The sequence below is a fragment of the Corynebacterium sp. HMSC072A02 genome, assembly GCF_001810085.1.
GTDB classification, from domain to species: Bacteria; Actinomycetota; Actinomycetes; order Mycobacteriales; family Mycobacteriaceae; genus Corynebacterium; species Corynebacterium hesseae.
Map to the genome: position 1 here is coordinate 39,641 of NZ_KV799821.1, position 17,270 is coordinate 56,910.

Sequence of the window (17,270 nt, forward strand, 5' to 3'; positions counted from 1 at the left end):
GCCCAACCAGCCTCGACACTTTAAGGAAAATTCCATGTCTAGCTCTAACTGGCCCATGTGGGAGGTCTTCGTACGTTCCTCCCGCGGCCTCTCCCACGTCCACGCCGGCTCGCTGCATGCACCGGATGCCACGATGGCCCTGCGCAATGCCCGCGATCTCTACACCCGGCGCAACGAAGGTACCTCCGTCTGGGTCGTGCCCAGCGAAGCCATCGCCTCCTCCGACCCCGACTCCAAGGGCGGATTCTTCGAATCCCCGCAGGGTAAGAGCTACCGCCACGCCACCTACTACGACAAGTCGGAAGGAGTGCCGCACCTGTGACCGGATTTGCAGCCGCCGATTCTGCGACGAAGCAATCGCAGGGCAACGGCATCACCGCAGAAGACATCGCCGCTTCCGGCGCAGTCGCCCCCGAGGACACCGCACGCTATGCCCTCATGTTGGGCGATGACGCCCTCATCTTGGCCCAGCGCCTGGGCTGGTGGATTTCGCGAGCACCAGAGATGGAAGAGGACATCGCACTGGGCAACATCGCCCTCGATCTCATCGGGCATGCCCGCTTCCTGCTAACCTACGCCGGTACCGCATGGGGCAAGACCGAGGATGACTTGGCCTACTTCCGTAACGAGGAGGAGTTCCGCTCCGCGCGCCTCGTCGAACAGGAGAACGGGGACTTCGGCTACACCATCGCCCGCCAGCTGCTCTTTTCCTATTACCAATACGGGCTCTACACCGCCCTGCTGGAGTCGAAGGATGAGACGCTGGCAGCTATCGCGGCCAAGGCTATCAAGGAAGTTGAGTACCACATCGACCACGCCAACCAGTGGATTCTGCGTCTTGGTCTCGGTACCGAGGAATCCCACCGCCGGATCACGGAGGGCCTGATGTACATGTGGCCCTACCTCGACGAGCTTTTCGAGGACCTCCCGCTCCACGAGAAACTCGCGGCAGAAGGCATCGCTGTTCTTCCTTCCAGCCTGCGCGCGCAGTTCGATGAGCGCATCGCCTATGTCCTGGACAAGGCTGGCCTAGCCATCCCGGACGTCAAGCAGGCGCGCTCCGGGCAACGCACTGGACGCTTCTCCGAGCACCGCGGCTACATCCTCGCAGAGATGCAGTCCTTGGCGCGCCAGCACCCCGGCGCGACCTGGTAAAGAAAAGGAAAGGACCAAGGTTTCATCGTGTCCATCACAGACAAATCCCACCCGCTGCGCCCCACGCAGCCTGACGACGCCCACGTGTGGGACGTCGCCGCCGAGGTGCCCGATCCGGAAATCCCTGTCATTTCCATCGCTGACCTTGGGATCCTGAGAGGTGCTCGCCTCGAAGGCGACACCGCGGTGGCCACGATTACCCCGACCTATTCCGGATGCCCCGCCATGGAGCACATCACGACGGACATCACCAAAGCATTGACGGATGCCGGCTACGCCAAGGTACGCGTTGACCTCGTGCTCCAGCCCGCGTGGTCTACCGACTGGATGACGGAGACCGGCCGGCAAAACCTCAAGGACTATGGCATTGCCCCTCCCTCCGGGAAAACCCGGGCCACGCCAGAAGGTCCCATCCCGCTAACGCTTGGACCGCCGCCGACCATCGAATGCCCCCACTGTGGCTCCCGCCGCACTCGTAAGCTTGCCCAATTCGGTTCCACGTCCTGCAAGGCCCTCTACAACTGCCAGGACTGCTTGGAACCCTTCGACTACTTCAAGGTGCACTAATGACCACGACCCCGTCTGCCCCCGCAAAGAAGAAGGCCACGTTCAACACCCTGACCGTGTCCGACGTGCGCGCATTGACTAAGGACTCCGTGGAGGTTTCCTTTGCCATCCCTCCGGAGCTGCAAGACGACTATGACTACATCCCCGGCCAGTACGTTGCCCTGCGGGCGACTATCGACGGTCAGGAAGTCCGCCGCTCCTATTCCATCTGCGATGTGCCGCGCGACGGTATCCTGCGCGTCGCCATCAAGCGTGACCGCGGTGGCGTCTTCTCCACGTGGGCCAACGACACCCTGAAGCCCGGCGACACCATGGACGTGATGAACCCGCAGGGCGCGTTCACCTCGAAGACCCACCTGACCGGTCTCAACAACCCCGAGGCCGTGCGCGAAGAGCTGGAGAAGCTAGAGAACCCGCACCTCGTGGCCATTGCAGCGGGCTCCGGCATCACGCCGATCATGGCCATCGCACAGACCGTGCTCCATACCTCCCCCGACACCACATTCGAGCTCATTTTTGCCAACAAGGGCGGCGGCGACGTCATGTTCGCCGAGGAGATCGGTGACCTCAAGGATAAGTTCCCTACGCGCTTCGCCGTACACCACGTCCTCTCCCGCGAGCAGCGCGTCAATCCGCTGTTTTCTGGGCGCATCGATGCTGAAAAACTCCAGACTCTACTGGATAACGTCGTGCGCACGGACACTGTCGACGAATGGTTCCTCTGCGGCCCCTTCGAGCTGGTGCAGTTGGTCCGCGACGAGCTGGCCAGCCGTGACGTAGGTGAGAAGGACGTGCGCTACGAGCTGTTTACCACCGGCAAGCCCTCCGGAGACCAGAACCAGGCTGGCCGCCACGTGGAGGTCGATCCGGAAGGCGATAACATCACCATCAACTTCCAGCTCGATGGTCTCTCCGGCTCCGTTGAATCCCCGGTCTCTGCCAACGAGTCCCTGCTCAACGCCGCCTTGCGCGTGCGTTCCGACGTCCCCTTCGCCTGCGCCGGCGGCGTGTGCGGCACCTGCCGCGCCAAGCTGGTCGAGGGTGAGGTCGACATGGCGGAGAACTACGCGCTGGAGGCCGATGAGGTCAAGGCCGGTTACATCCTGACCTGCCAGTCGCGCCCCACCACGCCGAACATCGTCCTCGACTTTGACGCCTAGGAGTAACACACATGATCGACCTGCACCACGACGCCGAAGCCGGAGTCGTTGAGCTCGTACTCAACAACCCGAAAGCCGTCAATTCTCTCGCGGAAGAAGACCTCGCCGAGCTCTCCCGCGCGCTCGATGAGGCCGCACAGCTTAGCCCCCGCGCGCTCATCCTGCGCGGCGAAGGCAAGGGCTTTTGCGCCGGCCGCAACATCAAGGGACTCAACCCGCGCGAAGACGACGCCACCGCATACCTCGCAGGCGTGGTTACCCCGGTGCTCAAGAAGATCGATAACTTCCCCGCGCCCACCTTCGCCTCCGTGCACGGGCCCTGCCTCGGCGTGGGCCTTGGCCTCGCCCTGGCCTGTGACGTCGTCTACGTCGCCGAAGACGCCAAGTTCGGCTCCCCGTTTGCCAACCTGGGCGCCACTCTCGATTCGGGCGGGCACTCCCTCTTCGTCGAGCGCCTAGGAACGCACCGCGCGATGGACCTCATCATCACCGGCGATCTCATCTCCGGCGCGGAGGCAGTGCGCGCGGGGCTCTTCTCCCGCGCAGTCCCGGCAGAGGAGCTGCTGGGATTCACTCGGGACGTCGCCAAGCGCGCAGCCCAAGGCGCCACCCAAGCTTTCCTCACCAGCCGCACCCTGGTCCAGGACATCCGCGATAACGGCACTGGGCTGTGGGCCAGCGTCGATGCCGAAAACGTTGCCCAAGGAAAACTCTGCGATACCGAGGACTATTACGAGGGCTTCGCTGCTTTCAACGAGAAGCGCCCGCCGGTCTTCCACGGACGCTAAAACCTCCAGACCTCCTAGAACACACAACAGCTAACTCACGACAGCTAAGGAATCACATGACTGCATACCTGGTATCCGGCTTCCGCACCCCCGTGGGCCGCTACGGCGGCGCACTGTCCTCGGTTCGCCCAGATGACCTCATGGCCACCGCCATCAAGAAGACGGTGGAGGAGGCTGGCCTAGACCCCTCCGCAGTGGATGAAGTCATCATCGGCAACGCCAACGGCGCCGGTGAGGAGAACCGCAACGTCGCCCGCATGTCCTGGCTGCTCGCTGGGTTCCCGGCCACCGTTCCGGGCATTACGGTCAACCGCCTGTGCGCGTCAGGTATGTCCTCGATTGCCCTGGCCACTGCCCTCGTGGAATCCGGCCAAGCAGATATCGTCATCGCCGGTGGCGTCGAATCCATGTCCCGCGCTCCCTGGGTCATGGAGAAGCCAAGCAAGCCTTTTGCCAAGCCAGGCCAGGTTTTTGATACCTCCATTGGCTGGCGCTTTGCCAACCCGAAGTTCGCGGAGCAGGAGAAAATGACCTACTCCATGCCGGAGACCGCCGAGGAAGTAGCCAACGTCTTCGGCATTAGCCGCGAGGAGGCCGATGCCTTCGCTGTGCGTTCCCAGGAGCGCGCGCTCGCCGCTATCGAAGCCGGCAAATTCGCCCGGGAGATCGTGCCCGTCGAGGTCACTGACCGCAAGGGCAACGTCACCGTGGTCGATACCGATGAAGGCCCCCGTCCAGGAACCACGATGGAGGTTCTGGCAAAGCTGCGCCCGGTGACCTCCCTGGGAGATGTCACCACGGCGGGCAACGCCTCCTCGCTCAACGACGGCGCCTCCTGCGTCATTGTCGCTTCCGAAGAAGCCCTCAAGAAGCACAACCTGACCGCCCGCGCCCGCGTGGTGGCCAACTCCGCGCGCGGTGTGCGCCCAGAGATCATGGGCACGGGCCCCATCCCGGCGACCCGCGACGTGCTGGAGCGCGCCGGCTGGGAGCTCGACAGCGTGGACGCCGTCGAGCTCAACGAAGCTTTTGCCACTCAGTCACTGGCCTGCATCCGCGAGCTGGGCTTGGACGAGGACAAGGTCAACGCCTGGGGAGGCGCCATCGCGCTGGGCCACCCGCTGGGGTCCTCCGGTTCCCGCATCACGTTGACCCTGCTCAACCGCCTGGAAACGGACGGACTGCGCCGCGGCATCGCCACCATGTGCGTGGGCGTGGGCCAGGGCACCGCGATTGCGATTGAGAGGGTGTAGATGACTACTGCCATTGAGATTTCGACGCGTGGCGAGAACGACGAGATTGTCATCGCCAAGCTCAACCGCCCCGAGGTACGCAACGCCATCGATGAGCAGATGGTGACGGAGTTCCACGAGCTCTGCGCGCAACTCGAATCCGATCCGCGCATCCTCATCATCACCGGCTGCACCGTGGACACCCCGAAGGGCCCTCGCGGCATCTTCGCCTCCGGGGCGGACATCGCGCAGCTTCGTGAGCGCCGTCGCGAGGACGCCCTCCGCGGCATCAACTCCGGCATCTTCCACCGCATCGCCTCACTGCCTGCCCCCGTCATCGCGGCGGTAGATGGCTACGCTCTCGGTGGCGGTCTCGAGCTGGCCTTGGCGGCCGACTTCCGCGTGTCCACGCCCTTTGCCAAGTTTGGGCAGCCCGAGGCCGGATTGGGCATCGCTGCCGCCGCGGGTGCTACCTGGCGCCTCAAGGAGTGCGTGGGCACCCCGCTGGCGAAGGAGATTCTGCTGGCTGGACGCATCCTCAACGGCGAGGAGGCGCTGGCCAACCACCTGGTCAGCGAGCTGCACGAGCCGGATGCGCTTGTCGACGGCGCCCTGGAACTAGCCGGGCGCATTGCCAAGCAAGACCCGCTCGCCGTACGCCTGACCAAGCAGCTCATCGCCATGCCAGATGCTGCGCACCCAGCGGTGGATAACATCGCCCAGGCTGTGCTCTTTGAGTCCCCCGCCAAGTTTGAGCGGATGCAGGCCTTCCTGGACCGCAAGAAATAAACCTTCCACTCACAAGGAGATTCAACTCATGTCCTCAGTACTGCAGGTTCCTGCCAAGGTCGGCGTGCTCGGCGGCGGCCGTATGGGCGCAGGCATCGCTCACGCCTTCCTGGCCGCCGGCGCGTCCGTGACCGTGGTGGATATCAACGATGACGCCGTGGCCGCCGCCCGCGAGCGCGTGCACAAGGCCATCCGCGGCTCCCTCGACCGCGGCGCGGAAGGAACCTTCGAATCCTGGGATGAGCGTCTCAGCTTGTCCACCACTGCCTCCGCCTTTGCTGGCTTCGACCTCGTGATTGAAGCAGTTCCGGAGTCGATGGATCTCAAGGTGGCCGCCTTTAGGGATATTGCTGAGGCGGCCCCGCAGGCCGTCGTCGCCACCAATACCTCCTCGCTGTCGGTATCCCAGTTGGCGGAAAGCATCCCCAACGACGTCATCGGCCTGCACTTCTTCAACCCGGTCCCGGCCTCCAAGCTGGTGGAAGTGGTTATTGCCGAGTCCACCCCGGAAGCGCTCGTGGACACCGCCAAGGGCTGGGTCGAGGGCCTGGGTAAGACCGCCGTAGTGGTCAAGGATGCCCCTGGCTTCGCTTCCTCTCGTCTCGGCGTGGCCATCGCGCTTGAGGCTATCCGCATGGTGGAGGAAGGCGTGGCCTCACCGCGCGATATCGACAACGCCATGGTGCTGGGCTACAAGTTCCCCATCGGCCCGCTGGAGCTGACCGATATCGTAGGCCTGGATGTGCGCCTCGGCATCGCCGAATACCTTGAATCCCAGCTGGGTGAGCGCTTTAGCCCGCCGCAGCTCATGCGCGACATGGTCGCGCGCGGCGAGCTGGGCCGCAAGTCCGGCAAGGGCTTCTACAACTACTCCGAGTAGCCACTCCCTCCCGCGCCCGGCTCTGGCACCACGAAGCGGTACCCCAAGCCGGGCTCCGTGAGGAGGAAGGCGGGATTAGCTGGGTCATCCTCTAGCTTGCGGCGCAACTGGGAGGTGTAAATACGCAGGTAGTGCCCCTGCCCCTCAAAGCCTGGACCCCAGATTTCAGAAAGCAGATCCTCTTTGCGTACCAAGCCGCCGTGGGCGCGAAGCAACGTGGTGAGCACGCCCCACTCGGTGGGGGTCAGGTGCAGCGGCTCACCGTCTTTAGTGATGGAATGGCGCGGAACGTCGATCAGAACGTCCCCGGCGCGTACCACAGCGGTCTCAGTGCGTCTCACTGGACTCTGCGGGCTACCATGTCTTAGCGCCACGCGCACGCGGGCCAGAAGCTCCTCCATAGAGAAGGGCTTGGTGACGTAGTCGTCCGCGCCGCGGTCGAGAGCTGCGGCGCTGAACAGCGGATCAGAACGTGCCGTCAAGATGATCACCGGTACTGCAGACCATCCGCGGATTCCTTCCAACACGACGGTTCCGTCCATATCCGGCAACCCCATGTCCAAGATGACTACGTCTGGCTGCTGCTGTGACACCACCTGCAGTCCCTCAGCACCTGTACGTGCTGGGTGAACCTCGTAGCCCCGAGCCTTGAAATTAATGCTCAGTGTGTTGAGCAGACGCGGGTCATCGTCCACGATGGCGATGCTAGTTTTCTTCGTCGTCATTTTTGTTCTCCTCCCGCGACGGGAAACCGCAAAATAAAGGTTGCGCCCGGGGTGGCAGCTACCTCGATGCTACCGCCCATGGCCTCCACAAAGCCTTGAACAACAGAAAGGCCAAGGCCCACTCCGTTGTCGTTGCTGGTATCACCCAAACGCTGAAACGCCTGGAACAGTTCCTTCTGTTTCTCCGGCGGGATACCCGGTCCTTCATCGCCGACAATCAGTTCCACCTGTTCGGCGATAGTCTGAGCACTCATCGTCACCTGGCCAGTCGGCGCATAACGCAGGGCGTTATCAAAGAGATTGGCCAAGACACGCTCCATGAGGGCTGCATCCGCGCAGCACGTAACTCCACGCACACTAGGGTCCAGATGGATGCGCCCAATTTGCTCCGGGGAATGCCCAAAGGCGCAGGAAGCGATGGCACGATGAGCCACCTCTGCCACCTCGACGACGTCGTGGCGAGCGGTGATTGCTCCAGCGGTAAGCCGGGAGTAATCCAACAAATTGGTGACCAACCCGGTGAGTTCCTCGATGCTCGCCGCAGTTTCTGCCAAAAGCATATCTTGGTCCTCGGGAGTGAATTCAATGTCGGCATTACGCAATGACGACACCGCCAACTTGGCCGTTGCCAACGGAGTACGCAAATCGTGGCTCACACTCGACAGCAGTGCTCGTCGCAGCTCGTCTGCAGCGGCTATCGCATCAGCGCGCGCGGCCTCAGCAGAAAGCTTTTCGCGGCGAACAATACCCGCGAGGTAGCCCGCGACCACGGTGACAAGGCCACGATCCCGGGCAGACAGAGTCGGGCCCGCAAGACGAAGCTGAACCGTCCCATCTTCGCTCGCCACAACGGTGTCCACTGTCTGTTCATGGCGCACTTTCTCGGGAATATGAAGGTGCTTCGAAGTGCGCTCGGGGCTAACTGCGCGCCAGGTGGCAAGGACGTCACCGTTGTCATCCAACAGCTCCGCTCGACGACAATTGAATGCCTCCCCCACCTTGCGCATCACGGCATCTTTCGGGGAAGAATCTGCACGGCGATTCAACGCGGCACGGGAAAACACCGTAAGCAGCTCAGCATCACGCGCAGCCACAGCTGCATTCGCCCGCTCAATCTTGGCGCGGCGCACAAGAATGCCAACTGCCAGAGCGATAGCCACCATGACCACGGCGATGACAGCGTTAGCGGGATCGGCGATGTCGAAGGTATGGATTGGCTCGGTGAAAAACCAATTGACCGCCAAACCGGAAGCCACCGCCACCACCACGGCCGGCCACAGGCCACCCACCAAACTGACAAGCAGAATGAGTGCAAAGTAGAACGCAGAACAGGTACCTGTTCCCAAGTCCTGGCCGTCAGCCTGCACTAACAACGCAGTGAGTCCGACGAAGGCCAACGCTGAACTAAGCCACGCGATTGCACGCTGCGGGAAGGGCCGGAAAGGATGCAGCATACGTGTGAGCGGAAGCGGCTTTTCCGGGGGAAGATTGACAAGGTGGCAGTCAATCGAGCCGGATTCGCGCAGTACTGTCTCTGCTACCGTGCTGTGCCAGTGCACGCCGAAACGCCGCCGCGGCGACACCCCGACAACAAGCTGGGTAGCGTTGACGCTTCGCGCAAAGTTGAGCAGAGCTTCCGGCACGGAGTCCCCAGTAACCTGGTGCAGCCGCGCACCCACATCGTGGGCCAGGGTCTGCAGCCGGGCAAGTTGTTGCGCCGATCCCGCCACCGAAAAGGAACGCGACGTGAAGGAATCACCAAAAACGACGTGGACCACATGCAGTTCCGCCGAAGATTTCGTCGCGATGCGCCGCCCGCGCCGGATCAGGGTCTCAGCATGGGCAACGTTTTGGATGGCCACAACTACCCGCTCACGTGCTTCCCACGTATCGGTGATTTTTTGATCCGAGCGATACGTAATGAGTGCTTCATCAACCTGATCTGCCAGCCAGAGCAGTGCCAACTCGCGCAACGCGGTGAGGTTTCCCACGCGGAAGTAGTTGTTGAGTGCAGGTTCGATGCGTGCTTCGCGGTACACGTGTCCGTCGCTAAGCCGGGTGCGCAGAAGCTGCGGGGAGACGTCGACCAACTCGATTTCATTCGCAGCACGCACTACCTCATCCGGCACGGTTTCCTGCGGTGCGATGCCAGTAATCTGCTTAACAACATCGTTGAGGCTCTCCAGATGCTGGATATTGAGAGTCGAGATGACGTCGATTCCGGCATCCAGAATCTCTTCGATGTCTTCCCAGCGCTTCTCGTGCTCTTCGTCGCGAGGATTGGAGTGGGCAAACTCATCGACAAGGACAATGTCAGGTTTCCGCGTGATGACCGCAAAGGTATCCAACTCCCCGGCGGACAGACCGTCAACGGTGCGTCGCGGAATGATCTCCAAACCCTCGCACAAGGCTTTCGTATATGCGCGACCGTGGTCTTCCACAATGCCGACGACAACGTCACGGCCTTGGTTAATCAGCGTGTGCGCCTCACTAAGCATGGCGCAGGTTTTGCCCGCGCCAGGAGCGGCGCCCAACAAAATCTTCAAGGTGCCGCGTTTGGTGCGCGAGGACGGCGCAGTTGCTTCGGTCAACATTGCTTCATCTTATGAGCTGATCTTTATGAACAGGGAGTAGGCGTGGGCAACGACATATTGAGAGTTGTCACATTGACCGTGTCTTCGCCTAGAAACCCGAGGCTGGCATGCTCCGTGTTCTCGGCGATGAGCTTTTCCATCTCTTCCACGCTGATGCCCTGCTCCCGAGCCACACGCGGAGCTTGCAGCTCGGCGTACACGGGGCTGATACCGGAATCCACTCCGGAACCGGAGCCCGTGACGGCGTCGGCAGGCACACGGTCTTCGCTTACGCCTTCCCGCTGGGCAATAGCGGCGCGGCGTTCCTGGATGTTCTTCTCCAGCTCCGTGCTGCTCGTACCGTAGTTACTCATTCCCTCGGCGCGAGGGAAGAAGTAGGGGCCCTCGCTCACCCCGTCTTGGATTTGGGTAGAGCCCACGAGGCACTCTCCTTGGTAGATGAGATTGCCGTCGGCGGACTGCGGTGTGATGCGGGAAATGGCCCACACAGCCGCCGGATAGACCATGCCGAGTGCTACGACGCAGAGCAGCACGGCGACAAAACCGGCAATGAGGTTACGCAGATAAACACGCATTGTTCTTCCTTTTTCTTTGCAGGTTCTCTTTAGAGGCCTGGGAGGAGGGAGACGACCTGGTCAATGAGCCAGATGCCAATGAACGGGGTAATCACGCCGCCTAGTCCCCAAATACCGAGGTTGCGGCGCAGAAGGGAGGACGCGGAGGCTGGCTTATACGACACGCCCTTGAGCGCCAAGGGGATGAGCGCGACGATGATGAGCGCGTTAAAGATCACCGCAGACACGATGGCGGACTCAGGCGAATGCAGGTGCATGATGTTGAGGCGTTCCAAGTGCGGCAACTGCGCGGAGAAGAGCGCCGGCAGGATGGCGAAGTACTTTGCCAAATCGTTGGCCAAGGAGAAGGTGGTCAACGCACCACGGGTGATCAGCAGCTGCTTACCAATGCGAACGACGTCGATAAGCTTCGTCGGATCAGAGTCCAGGTCCACCATGTTGGCGGCTTCCTTCGCCGCGGAGGTACCAGTGTTCATGGCTACTCCCACATCCGCCTGCGCCAGGGCCGGGGCGTCGTTGGTGCCGTCACCGGTCATGGCCACCATGCGGCCTTGCGCCTGCTCTTCGCGGATGCGGGCGAGCTTATCTTCCGGGGTGGCCTCGGCGATGTAGTCATCGACACCGGCTTCCTTAGCAATGGCCGCGGCGGTCAGCGGGTTGTCGCCGGTGACCATGATGGTTTTGATACCCATCTGGCGCAGCTCGGCGAAACGCTCGGCCATGCCGGGCTTGACGACGTCACTCAGCTGCACCACCGCGATCACCTTGCGGCTGCCATCGGATTCTTCCACGGCAACTGGCAGCGGGGTACCGCCGTCTTGCGCAATCTGGGTTACTGAATCCTCGATCTCTTGCGGCCACGCGCCGCCTGCCTCAGTTACCCACTTTCGCACGGCGTCGCCCGCGCCCTTGCGCAGCTTTCTGTTAGCCAGGTCGAGACCAGACATCCTGGTAGAAGCGCTGAACGGGATGACTTCAGCCTTCCGAGCTTCCGCGTCGCCCTCGCTAGACAGAGAGTAGTTCTCCGTCAACCAGGAGACGATGGAGCGGCCCTCCGGGGTTTCATCCGCCAGGGAAGAAATGCGTGCAAACTCTGCAGCTTCACGTTCGTTCACACCCGAAGCCACGATCAGGCCCGTGGCCTGGCGGTTGCCGTACGTGATGGTGCCGGTCTTATCCATAAGAAGCGTGGCGACGTCACCGGCTGCTTCCACCGCACGGCCGGAAGTGGCCAGAACGTTGTGGCGAACGAGGCGGTTCATGCCGGCGATACCCACGGCGGATAACAGTGCGGCGATGGTCGTCGGGATGAGGCATACCAGCAGCGCGACGAGGGACAGCGGGGACAACTCAGCGCCGGTGAACAAACCCATGGGAGCCAAAGCCGTCACGGCGATGAGGAAGAGGATAGTCAGCGTGGAAAGAAGGATGCTCAGCGCAATCTCATTCGGAGTCTTGCGGCGCTCGGCTCCTTCCACCAGAGCAATCATCGTGTCCACAAAAGTGGAACCCGGTTCAGAGGTGATCTTGACCTTGATGGAGTCAGAGAGCACCACGGTGCCGCCAGTCACGGCGCAGCGGTCACCGCCGGCCTCGCGGACGACGGGAGCCGATTCACCCGTGATAGCAGACTCGTCGACGGTAGCGGCACCTTCGATGACGTCACCGTCACCCGGGATGGTCTCCCCGGCTTCCACTCGCACGATAGAGCCTCTCGTGAGCTCAGACGCAGGGACCACCTCAATGCCGGAGTCCGTTATTAGGTTGGCAGTGGCATCATCACGCACAGAGCGCAGGCTGTCGGCCTGGGCCTTTCCGCGGCCTTCGGCATAAGCCTCCGCAAAGGCCGCGAAGGCGATAGTGAACCACAGCCATATAGTCACGACCCATCCATAGAAGCTGGGGTTGATGATGGACCACACCGTAGTCAGTGCGGCGCCGACCCACACGACGAACATCACGGGGTTGCGTGCTTGGGCAAGCGGGGACATTTTGCTCGGCAGCGCCTTCAGCGCCGCAGCGGCAAGACCGCTGTTTTTGTCCGCAGTCTTTGTGCGAGGAGCCTTGACCTGCTCAGCGGTCATGGTAGGGGTTGTCATGATAGTGCCTCCGAAATGGGACCCAGGGTGAGGACGGGGAAGAAGGTGAGTGCTGCGACCAGCAGGATGACGCCGATGGTCAACAGGGAGAAGGTGACGCCGGACGTGGGCAAGCTGCCGGCAGTGGTGGCCTGGCGCTTCTGCCCTGCCAGGCTTCCGGCTAGGTATAGGGCGAAGACGATGGGCAAGAAGCGGCCCAACAGCATGGCCAAGCCCAACGTGATCTGCCACCAGGGCTCAGTCACCGTGAGACCTGCAAAAGCCGAGCCATTGTTGTTGGCCGCGGAGGTAAACGCGTAAAGCACTTCAGAGAGGCCGTGCGCATTGTCCGCTGTGCCCGGCGCGCCGAAGTTGGTTGCAGATAGCTCGACAAGCTTGCGCTGCGCCACGGAGGCTCCGACGCCCACGAGGACTAGAACCGGCATGGTGAGGATGTAGAGGCTGACTGCCGAAATTTCCTTGCGTCCAATCTTGTTGCCCATAAACTCCGGTGTGCGGCCTACCAGGAGACCACCGATGAACACTGCTAGGATGGCCACAATCAAGAGGCCATAGAGGCCAGTGCCCACACCGCCTGGAGCGATCTCACCCAGCAGCATGTTGAGGATGAGCAAGCCGCCGCCCAGCGGGGAATAGCTATCGTGCATGGAGTCCACCGCACCCGTCGAGGTACCCGTGGTGGACACGGCGAACAATGCCGAAGCGTCAATGCCAAGGCGCTGTTCGATACCTTCCATGTTGGCGCCTGCCAACTGGGAAGCACCGCCGACGAGGGTGTGCTGTGCCCAGGTCACTAGGACAACCATCACGGTCCACAGACCACCGGCAACGCCGAGCAGCGTCCACGCGTGCTTCTGCGATTTAAGCATCACGCCGTACGTGCGAATCATGCAGAAAGAGATGACGAGCAGGGAGAAGATCTCCACCAGGTTGGTAAAGCCCGTTGGATTCTCAAACGGGTGCGCCGAGTTAGCTCCGAAGATGCCACCACCGTTGGTGCCCAGCAGCTTAATAGCTTCTTGGCTGGCCACAGGAGCACGGGAGATATCCACGCCAGAGTCAGTGACCAGGTTGGATCCAAAGGTTTGCATGGTTCCGCCAAGGATGAGCACGGTGGAGATAATGAGTGACAGGGGAAGCAGGATGCGAACCAGACCACGGGTGAGGTCCACCCAGAAGTTACCTATGAGCTTCTGGCCATCCTGCGTTGCCGCCACGTCGCGCTGGTAACCCAGGTGGCCGATGCCACGGATCAACGCAACAGCCACGCACATGCCCACAGCAGCCGAGGCAAAGTTTTGTACGGTCAGGCCCAGCATCTGCGAAGCATTGGTCAGGGTGTCTTCGCCGGAATAGGACTGCCAGTTGGTGTTGGAAGTAAAGGAGGCCGCAGTGTTGAAGGCCATCCACGGCTCCACTGCGTCTTCGCGGGCGTTGCCAAAGCTTGGCAGCACTGCTTGGAGCCGCTGCACTGCGTAAAGAACCAAGACGGAGGCCAGGCTGAAGCCCAGCAGCGCACGAGTGTAGTTCTTGGCGTTATGGCCCCGGTTGGGGTCAACCCGCAAAATTCTGTATATGAGGCGCTCGACAGCCCAGTCTTTTTCAGAGGTATAGGTACGAGCCATCCAGTTACCAAGCGGCACATAAGCCGCCGCTAGAAGGGCAAAGAGGGCGAGGTACTGCGGTGCTACCGCCACAATGCTGGCGATCATGCGAAACGCTCCGGGTCAATAAGAGAAATGATGAGATAGGCCACGAGCGCGACAACAATAATGAGCCCGATAACCGCTGTGATGGTGTTCATGATTTACGCGTCTCCGTCCATAAACTCGTTGATGGCGGAGGGAGCGCTAAATGTAAGGACCACGATCACGATGACCAGAATGTCCAACATGTGGGAGAGACCCCCTTGGGTGAAAGCAATACAAGGTGTGCCCGGTGCCCCAGAGCATCGAGCGCCGGTGCTGGTGAGCACCTGCCGAGCATTGACGTTAGGCCCGCTCCCCCCTAGACCTACGGGTTATTTGCGGCATCTTTACACCCCTTGACCCCGATTTTTACGCTTTATTTACGGACTCCCTTACTTCCCTTCCGCTTTAGGGGAAATCAACGCATTCGTGATGCGCGCCGTGCACAGTCTCCTCCCCTCGTCATCTGTAATGACGATCTCGTGGGAGCACAGCGTCTTGCCCAGCTTGATAGCGGTGGCCGTCGCCGTGACCTGACCCGAACGCCCGGAGGCGTGGTGCGTCGCGTTGATGTCCACGCCGACAGCGACCTTGCCCAGCGTCGAGGCGTGAATCACCGCCGCCCAGCTGCCGACGGCCTCAGCGATACAGGCCATCGCGCCGCCGTGAAGCAGCCCGAAGGATTGGGTATTGCCCTCAACCGGCATGGTGGCCACCACCCGCTCGGCCGACTCTTCCAGGATTTCTACCCCCATCTTCTTGTCCAGCTCACCCAACTGAATCTTCCATACCTCTGCGGCCATGCCGTGCTCCTTACTTAATCCTAGAAATGTGACGCAGACTATACTAGCCTGTATTTACTGACCAACCGTTCGGAAACTAATGGAAAGGCCAAACTTTTCGCTATGACTGAAGCCCTCGTCCCCAGCTATCTCTCCGGCCAGTGGCTCACCCCGGACAACCCTTCGCGCGTTGCGGACGTGCACGACGCCTCCACCGGGGATGTCGTCGCCCTAGTTAGCGCCGAAGGCCTCGACATCGCCGGCGCCATCGATTACGCCCGCAGCACCGGGCGCGAAGGGCTACAGAAGCTCACCTTCCACGAGCGCGCCCTCAAGCTCAAGGAGCTGGCGATCTATCTCCAAGATCATCGCGAAGAGCTCTACGAACTGGCCAACAAGGCCGGCGCTAACAAGCGCGATAATTTCGTCGATATCGACGGCGGCATTTCCACCATGTTCACCTTCTCCTCGAAGGGCCGCCGCGAGATGCCCAACTGCACCGTCATGCCGGATGGTGAGGCGGAGGTCTTTTCCAAGGACGGCTCCTTCATTGGCCGCCACATCTACACCTCCATCCCCGGCGTCGCGGTGCAGATCAACGCCTTCAACTTCCCCGTCTGGGGCATGCTGGAAAAGTTCGCCCCGGCTTTCATCGCGGGCGTGCCTTCCATTGTTAAGCCCGCTACGCCCACCGGCTACATCACCGCAGCCTGCGTGCGCCTCATGATCGATTCCGGAATTCTTCCGGAGGGCAGCCTGCAGCTCATCTCCGGCTCCGCCCGCGACCTGCTAGATCACCTGGATTACCGCGATCACGTGGCCTTCACCGGCTCCGCCGACACCGCGAATACCCTGCGCGCACACCGCAACGTCATCGAGGGTGGCATCCAGTTCAGCGCGGAGGCGGACTCCCTCAATGCCGCCATCCTCGGCGCAGATGTTACCGCGGATTCCCCGGAATTCGATGCCTTCGTCAAGGCGGTCTTCGGCGAGATGACCTCGAAGGCGGGCCAGAAGTGTACAGCCATCCGCCGCGCCATCGTCCCGCATGCGCTTGTCGACGCCACCATCGAAGCCCTCAGCGCACGCCTGCGCGACAAGGTCGTCGTGGGCGATCCGCGTGATGCCTCCGCCACCATGGGCCCGCTGGTCTCCGCGGATCAGAAGGCGGACGTCGCGGAGGCCGTCGAGAAGCTCAAGGCAGGCGGCGGTGAGGTTGCCTACGGCGGAGAGGAGGCCGAGGGCGCCTTCTTTAACCCCACTATCCTGCGCTTTGCCGATAACCGTGCCCAGGCCGTCCACGACACCGAGGCCTTCGGCCCCGTCGTCTCCTTCCTGGGCTACGACTCCCCCGCCGAGGCTGTCGAGCTCGCCGCCCTGGGCTCCGGCTCATTGGTCGCCTCCGTTATTACGCACGATCCCCAGCTCGCCCGCGAATATGCCCTCGGCATCGCCGCCCACCACGGCCGCCTGCACTTCCTCGACCGCGATGATGCGAAGACCTCCACCGGCCACGGCTCTCCCCTTCCGCACCTCGTGCACGGCGGGCCGGGCCGCGCCGGTGGCGGCGAGGAGCTGGGTGGTGTGCGCGGCATCCTGCATTACATGCAGCGCACCGCAGTTCAGGGAACCCCGGATCACCTCACCGCCATCACCGGCCAGTGGCACCGCGGCGCCGCCGTGCAGCGCGTCACCCGCGCGGACGTCGACAGTGGCCAGGGCACCCACCCCTTCCGCAAGGACCTGGCAACACTGCAGATCGGTGACCAGTTCGCCTCTGATCTGCGCCACGTCTCCCTCGAAGAGATCCTCGAGTTCGCAGAGAAGACCGGCGATACCTTCTACGCCCACACGGATGAGGAGGCCGCCACCGCCAATCCTTTCTTCCCGCGCCGCGTGGCACACGGCTACCTGCTGGTTTCCTGGGCCGCAGGTCTCTTCGTGGAGCCGGCACCGGGCCCGGTCCTGGCCAACTACGGCTTGGAAAACCTGCGTTTCATCACGCCGGTGACCTATGACGATTCCATCCGCGTTGAGCTGACCGCCAAGCGCATCACCCCGCGCGTGACCGATGACTACGGCGAGGTGTGCTGGGACGCCGTCCTCTACAACCAGGAGGACGAGATTGTCGCGACCTATGACGTGCTCACCCTCGTGGAGAAGGTCAACACGACCTACGCCTAGGGCACGCTCTCGGCTCAAAACCGAAGCTGCGAGCCAAGTCACACAATCGGGG

The 17,270-nt window shown here is 62.0% G+C and carries 16 protein-coding genes; 9 read left to right on the forward strand and 7 right to left on the reverse strand.

The window, feature by feature from the left end; translation table 11 throughout:
• Window positions 1-34 precede the first annotated feature (34 nt).
• From paaB to HMPREF2698_RS02485, 8 genes are read left to right on the forward strand one after another with little or no spacing between them, the layout of a single operon-like run.
• Window positions 35-322 (forward strand): 1,2-phenylacetyl-CoA epoxidase subunit PaaB, encoded by a 288-nt coding sequence (gene paaB / locus HMPREF2698_RS02450; protein WP_039672784.1) that lies wholly within the window; start codon window positions 35-37, stop codon window positions 320-322.
• Entirely contained in the window at window positions 319-1,155 is an 837-nt protein-coding gene (gene paaC, locus HMPREF2698_RS02455; RefSeq protein WP_070561840.1) for a 1,2-phenylacetyl-CoA epoxidase subunit PaaC, read from the forward strand. The genes paaB and paaC overlap by 4 nt, the downstream gene beginning before the upstream one ends.
• 27 nt (window positions 1,156-1,182) lie before the next feature.
• Window positions 1,183-1,722 carry a 1,2-phenylacetyl-CoA epoxidase subunit PaaD gene (gene paaD / locus HMPREF2698_RS02460; RefSeq protein ID WP_070561842.1) on the forward strand — a complete coding sequence of 180 codons (540 nt, stop codon included), beginning with the start codon at window positions 1,183-1,185 and terminating at the stop codon, window positions 1,720-1,722.
• Window positions 1,722-2,882: a 1,2-phenylacetyl-CoA epoxidase subunit PaaE gene (gene paaE / locus HMPREF2698_RS02465; RefSeq protein WP_070561844.1), complete on the forward strand. Its 1,161-nt coding sequence runs from the start codon at window positions 1,722-1,724 to the stop codon at window positions 2,880-2,882. The genes paaD and paaE overlap by 1 nt, the downstream gene beginning before the upstream one ends.
• Before the next feature lie 11 nt (window positions 2,883-2,893).
• Window positions 2,894-3,670, forward strand: coding sequence for an enoyl-CoA hydratase/isomerase family protein (locus HMPREF2698_RS02470; protein WP_070561846.1), 777 nt, complete (start codon window positions 2,894-2,896; stop codon window positions 3,668-3,670).
• A gap of 56 nt (window positions 3,671-3,726) precedes the next feature.
• Complete coding sequence (locus tag HMPREF2698_RS02475) at window positions 3,727-4,923, forward strand: thiolase family protein (protein ID WP_070561848.1); 1,197 nt, start codon at window positions 3,727-3,729, stop codon at window positions 4,921-4,923.
• Entirely contained in the window at window positions 4,924-5,691 is a 768-nt protein-coding gene (locus HMPREF2698_RS02480; protein WP_070561850.1) for an enoyl-CoA hydratase/isomerase family protein, read from the forward strand.
• A 28-nt stretch (window positions 5,692-5,719) separates the two neighbouring features.
• Window positions 5,720-6,571 carry a 3-hydroxyacyl-CoA dehydrogenase family protein gene (locus HMPREF2698_RS02485; RefSeq protein WP_070561852.1) on the forward strand — a complete coding sequence of 284 codons (852 nt, stop codon included), beginning with the start codon at window positions 5,720-5,722 and terminating at the stop codon, window positions 6,569-6,571.
• Here HMPREF2698_RS02485 and HMPREF2698_RS02490 read toward each other — a convergent pair.
• The 7 genes from HMPREF2698_RS02490 to HMPREF2698_RS02520 all read right to left on the reverse strand — a co-directional run bounded on the left by HMPREF2698_RS02490 (window position 6,559) and on the right by HMPREF2698_RS02520 (window position 15,055).
• Window positions 6,559-7,296, reverse strand: a complete 738-nt coding sequence (locus HMPREF2698_RS02490; protein WP_070561854.1) for a response regulator — start codon at window positions 7,294-7,296, stop codon at window positions 6,559-6,561. The genes HMPREF2698_RS02485 and HMPREF2698_RS02490 overlap by 13 nt on opposite strands.
• Complete coding sequence (locus HMPREF2698_RS02495; protein ID WP_070561855.1) at window positions 7,293-9,890, reverse strand: ATP-binding protein; 2,598 nt, start codon at window positions 9,888-9,890, stop codon at window positions 7,293-7,295. The genes HMPREF2698_RS02490 and HMPREF2698_RS02495 overlap by 4 nt, the downstream gene beginning before the upstream one ends.
• A 23-nt stretch (window positions 9,891-9,913) precedes the next feature.
• Complete coding sequence (locus HMPREF2698_RS02500) at window positions 9,914-10,465, reverse strand: potassium-transporting ATPase subunit C (protein ID WP_070561857.1); 552 nt, start codon at window positions 10,463-10,465, stop codon at window positions 9,914-9,916.
• 29 nt (window positions 10,466-10,494) lie between these two features.
• Window positions 10,495-12,564: a potassium-transporting ATPase subunit KdpB gene (gene kdpB, locus HMPREF2698_RS02505; protein WP_070561859.1), complete on the reverse strand. Its 2,070-nt coding sequence runs from the start codon at window positions 12,562-12,564 to the stop codon at window positions 10,495-10,497.
• Entirely contained in the window at window positions 12,561-14,273 is a 1,713-nt protein-coding gene (kdpA, locus tag HMPREF2698_RS02510) for a potassium-transporting ATPase subunit KdpA (protein ID WP_371325925.1), read from the reverse strand. The genes kdpB and kdpA overlap by 4 nt, the downstream gene beginning before the upstream one ends.
• Window positions 14,273-14,368, reverse strand: a complete 96-nt coding sequence (kdpF, locus tag HMPREF2698_RS02515) for a K(+)-transporting ATPase subunit F (RefSeq protein WP_039672809.1) — start codon at window positions 14,366-14,368, stop codon at window positions 14,273-14,275. Before kdpF ends, kdpA begins: the two co-directional genes overlap by 1 nt.
• Window positions 14,369-14,644: 276 nt before the next feature.
• The gene (locus HMPREF2698_RS02520) at window positions 14,645-15,055 is read right to left on the reverse strand and encodes a PaaI family thioesterase (RefSeq protein ID WP_070510093.1); all 411 of its coding nucleotides are present in this window, start codon (window positions 15,053-15,055) and stop codon (window positions 14,645-14,647) included.
• 102 nt (window positions 15,056-15,157) lie between these two features.
• Between HMPREF2698_RS02520 and paaZ the strand changes: the two genes are divergently transcribed.
• On the forward strand, window positions 15,158-17,218 hold the full coding sequence (gene paaZ, locus HMPREF2698_RS02525) for a phenylacetic acid degradation bifunctional protein PaaZ (protein WP_070561863.1): 2,061 nt from the start codon (window positions 15,158-15,160) through the stop codon (window positions 17,216-17,218).
• Window positions 17,219-17,270: the final 52 nt, after the last annotated feature.

Coding starts and splice junctions, on each gene's coding strand:
- paaB (WP_039672784.1), top strand. CDS start 35: ATGTCTAGCTCTAACTGGCCCATGTGGGAGGTCTTCGTACGTTCCTCC.
- paaE (WP_070561844.1), top strand. CDS start 1,722: ATGACCACGACCCCGTCTGCCCCCGCAAAGAAGAAGGCCACGTTCAAC.
- HMPREF2698_RS02470 (WP_070561846.1), top strand. CDS start 2,894: ATGATCGACCTGCACCACGACGCCGAAGCCGGAGTCGTTGAGCTCGTA.
- HMPREF2698_RS02475 (WP_070561848.1), top strand. CDS start 3,727: ATGACTGCATACCTGGTATCCGGCTTCCGCACCCCCGTGGGCCGCTAC.
- HMPREF2698_RS02480 (WP_070561850.1), top strand. CDS start 4,924: ATGACTACTGCCATTGAGATTTCGACGCGTGGCGAGAACGACGAGATT.
- HMPREF2698_RS02485 (WP_070561852.1), top strand. CDS start 5,720: ATGTCCTCAGTACTGCAGGTTCCTGCCAAGGTCGGCGTGCTCGGCGGC.
- HMPREF2698_RS02490 (WP_070561854.1), bottom strand. CDS start 7,296: ATGACGACGAAGAAAACTAGCATCGCCATCGTGGACGATGACCCGCGT.
- HMPREF2698_RS02495 (WP_070561855.1), bottom strand. CDS start 9,890: ATGTTGACCGAAGCAACTGCGCCGTCCTCGCGCACCAAACGCGGCACC.
- HMPREF2698_RS02500 (WP_070561857.1), bottom strand. CDS start 10,465: ATGCGTGTTTATCTGCGTAACCTCATTGCCGGTTTTGTCGCCGTGCTG.
- kdpB (WP_070561859.1), bottom strand. CDS start 12,564: ATGACAACCCCTACCATGACCGCTGAGCAGGTCAAGGCTCCTCGCACA.
- kdpF (WP_039672809.1), bottom strand. CDS start 14,368: ATGAACACCATCACAGCGGTTATCGGGCTCATTATTGTTGTCGCGCTC.
- HMPREF2698_RS02520 (WP_070510093.1), bottom strand. CDS start 15,055: ATGGCCGCAGAGGTATGGAAGATTCAGTTGGGTGAGCTGGACAAGAAG.
- paaZ (WP_070561863.1), top strand. CDS start 15,158: ATGACTGAAGCCCTCGTCCCCAGCTATCTCTCCGGCCAGTGGCTCACC.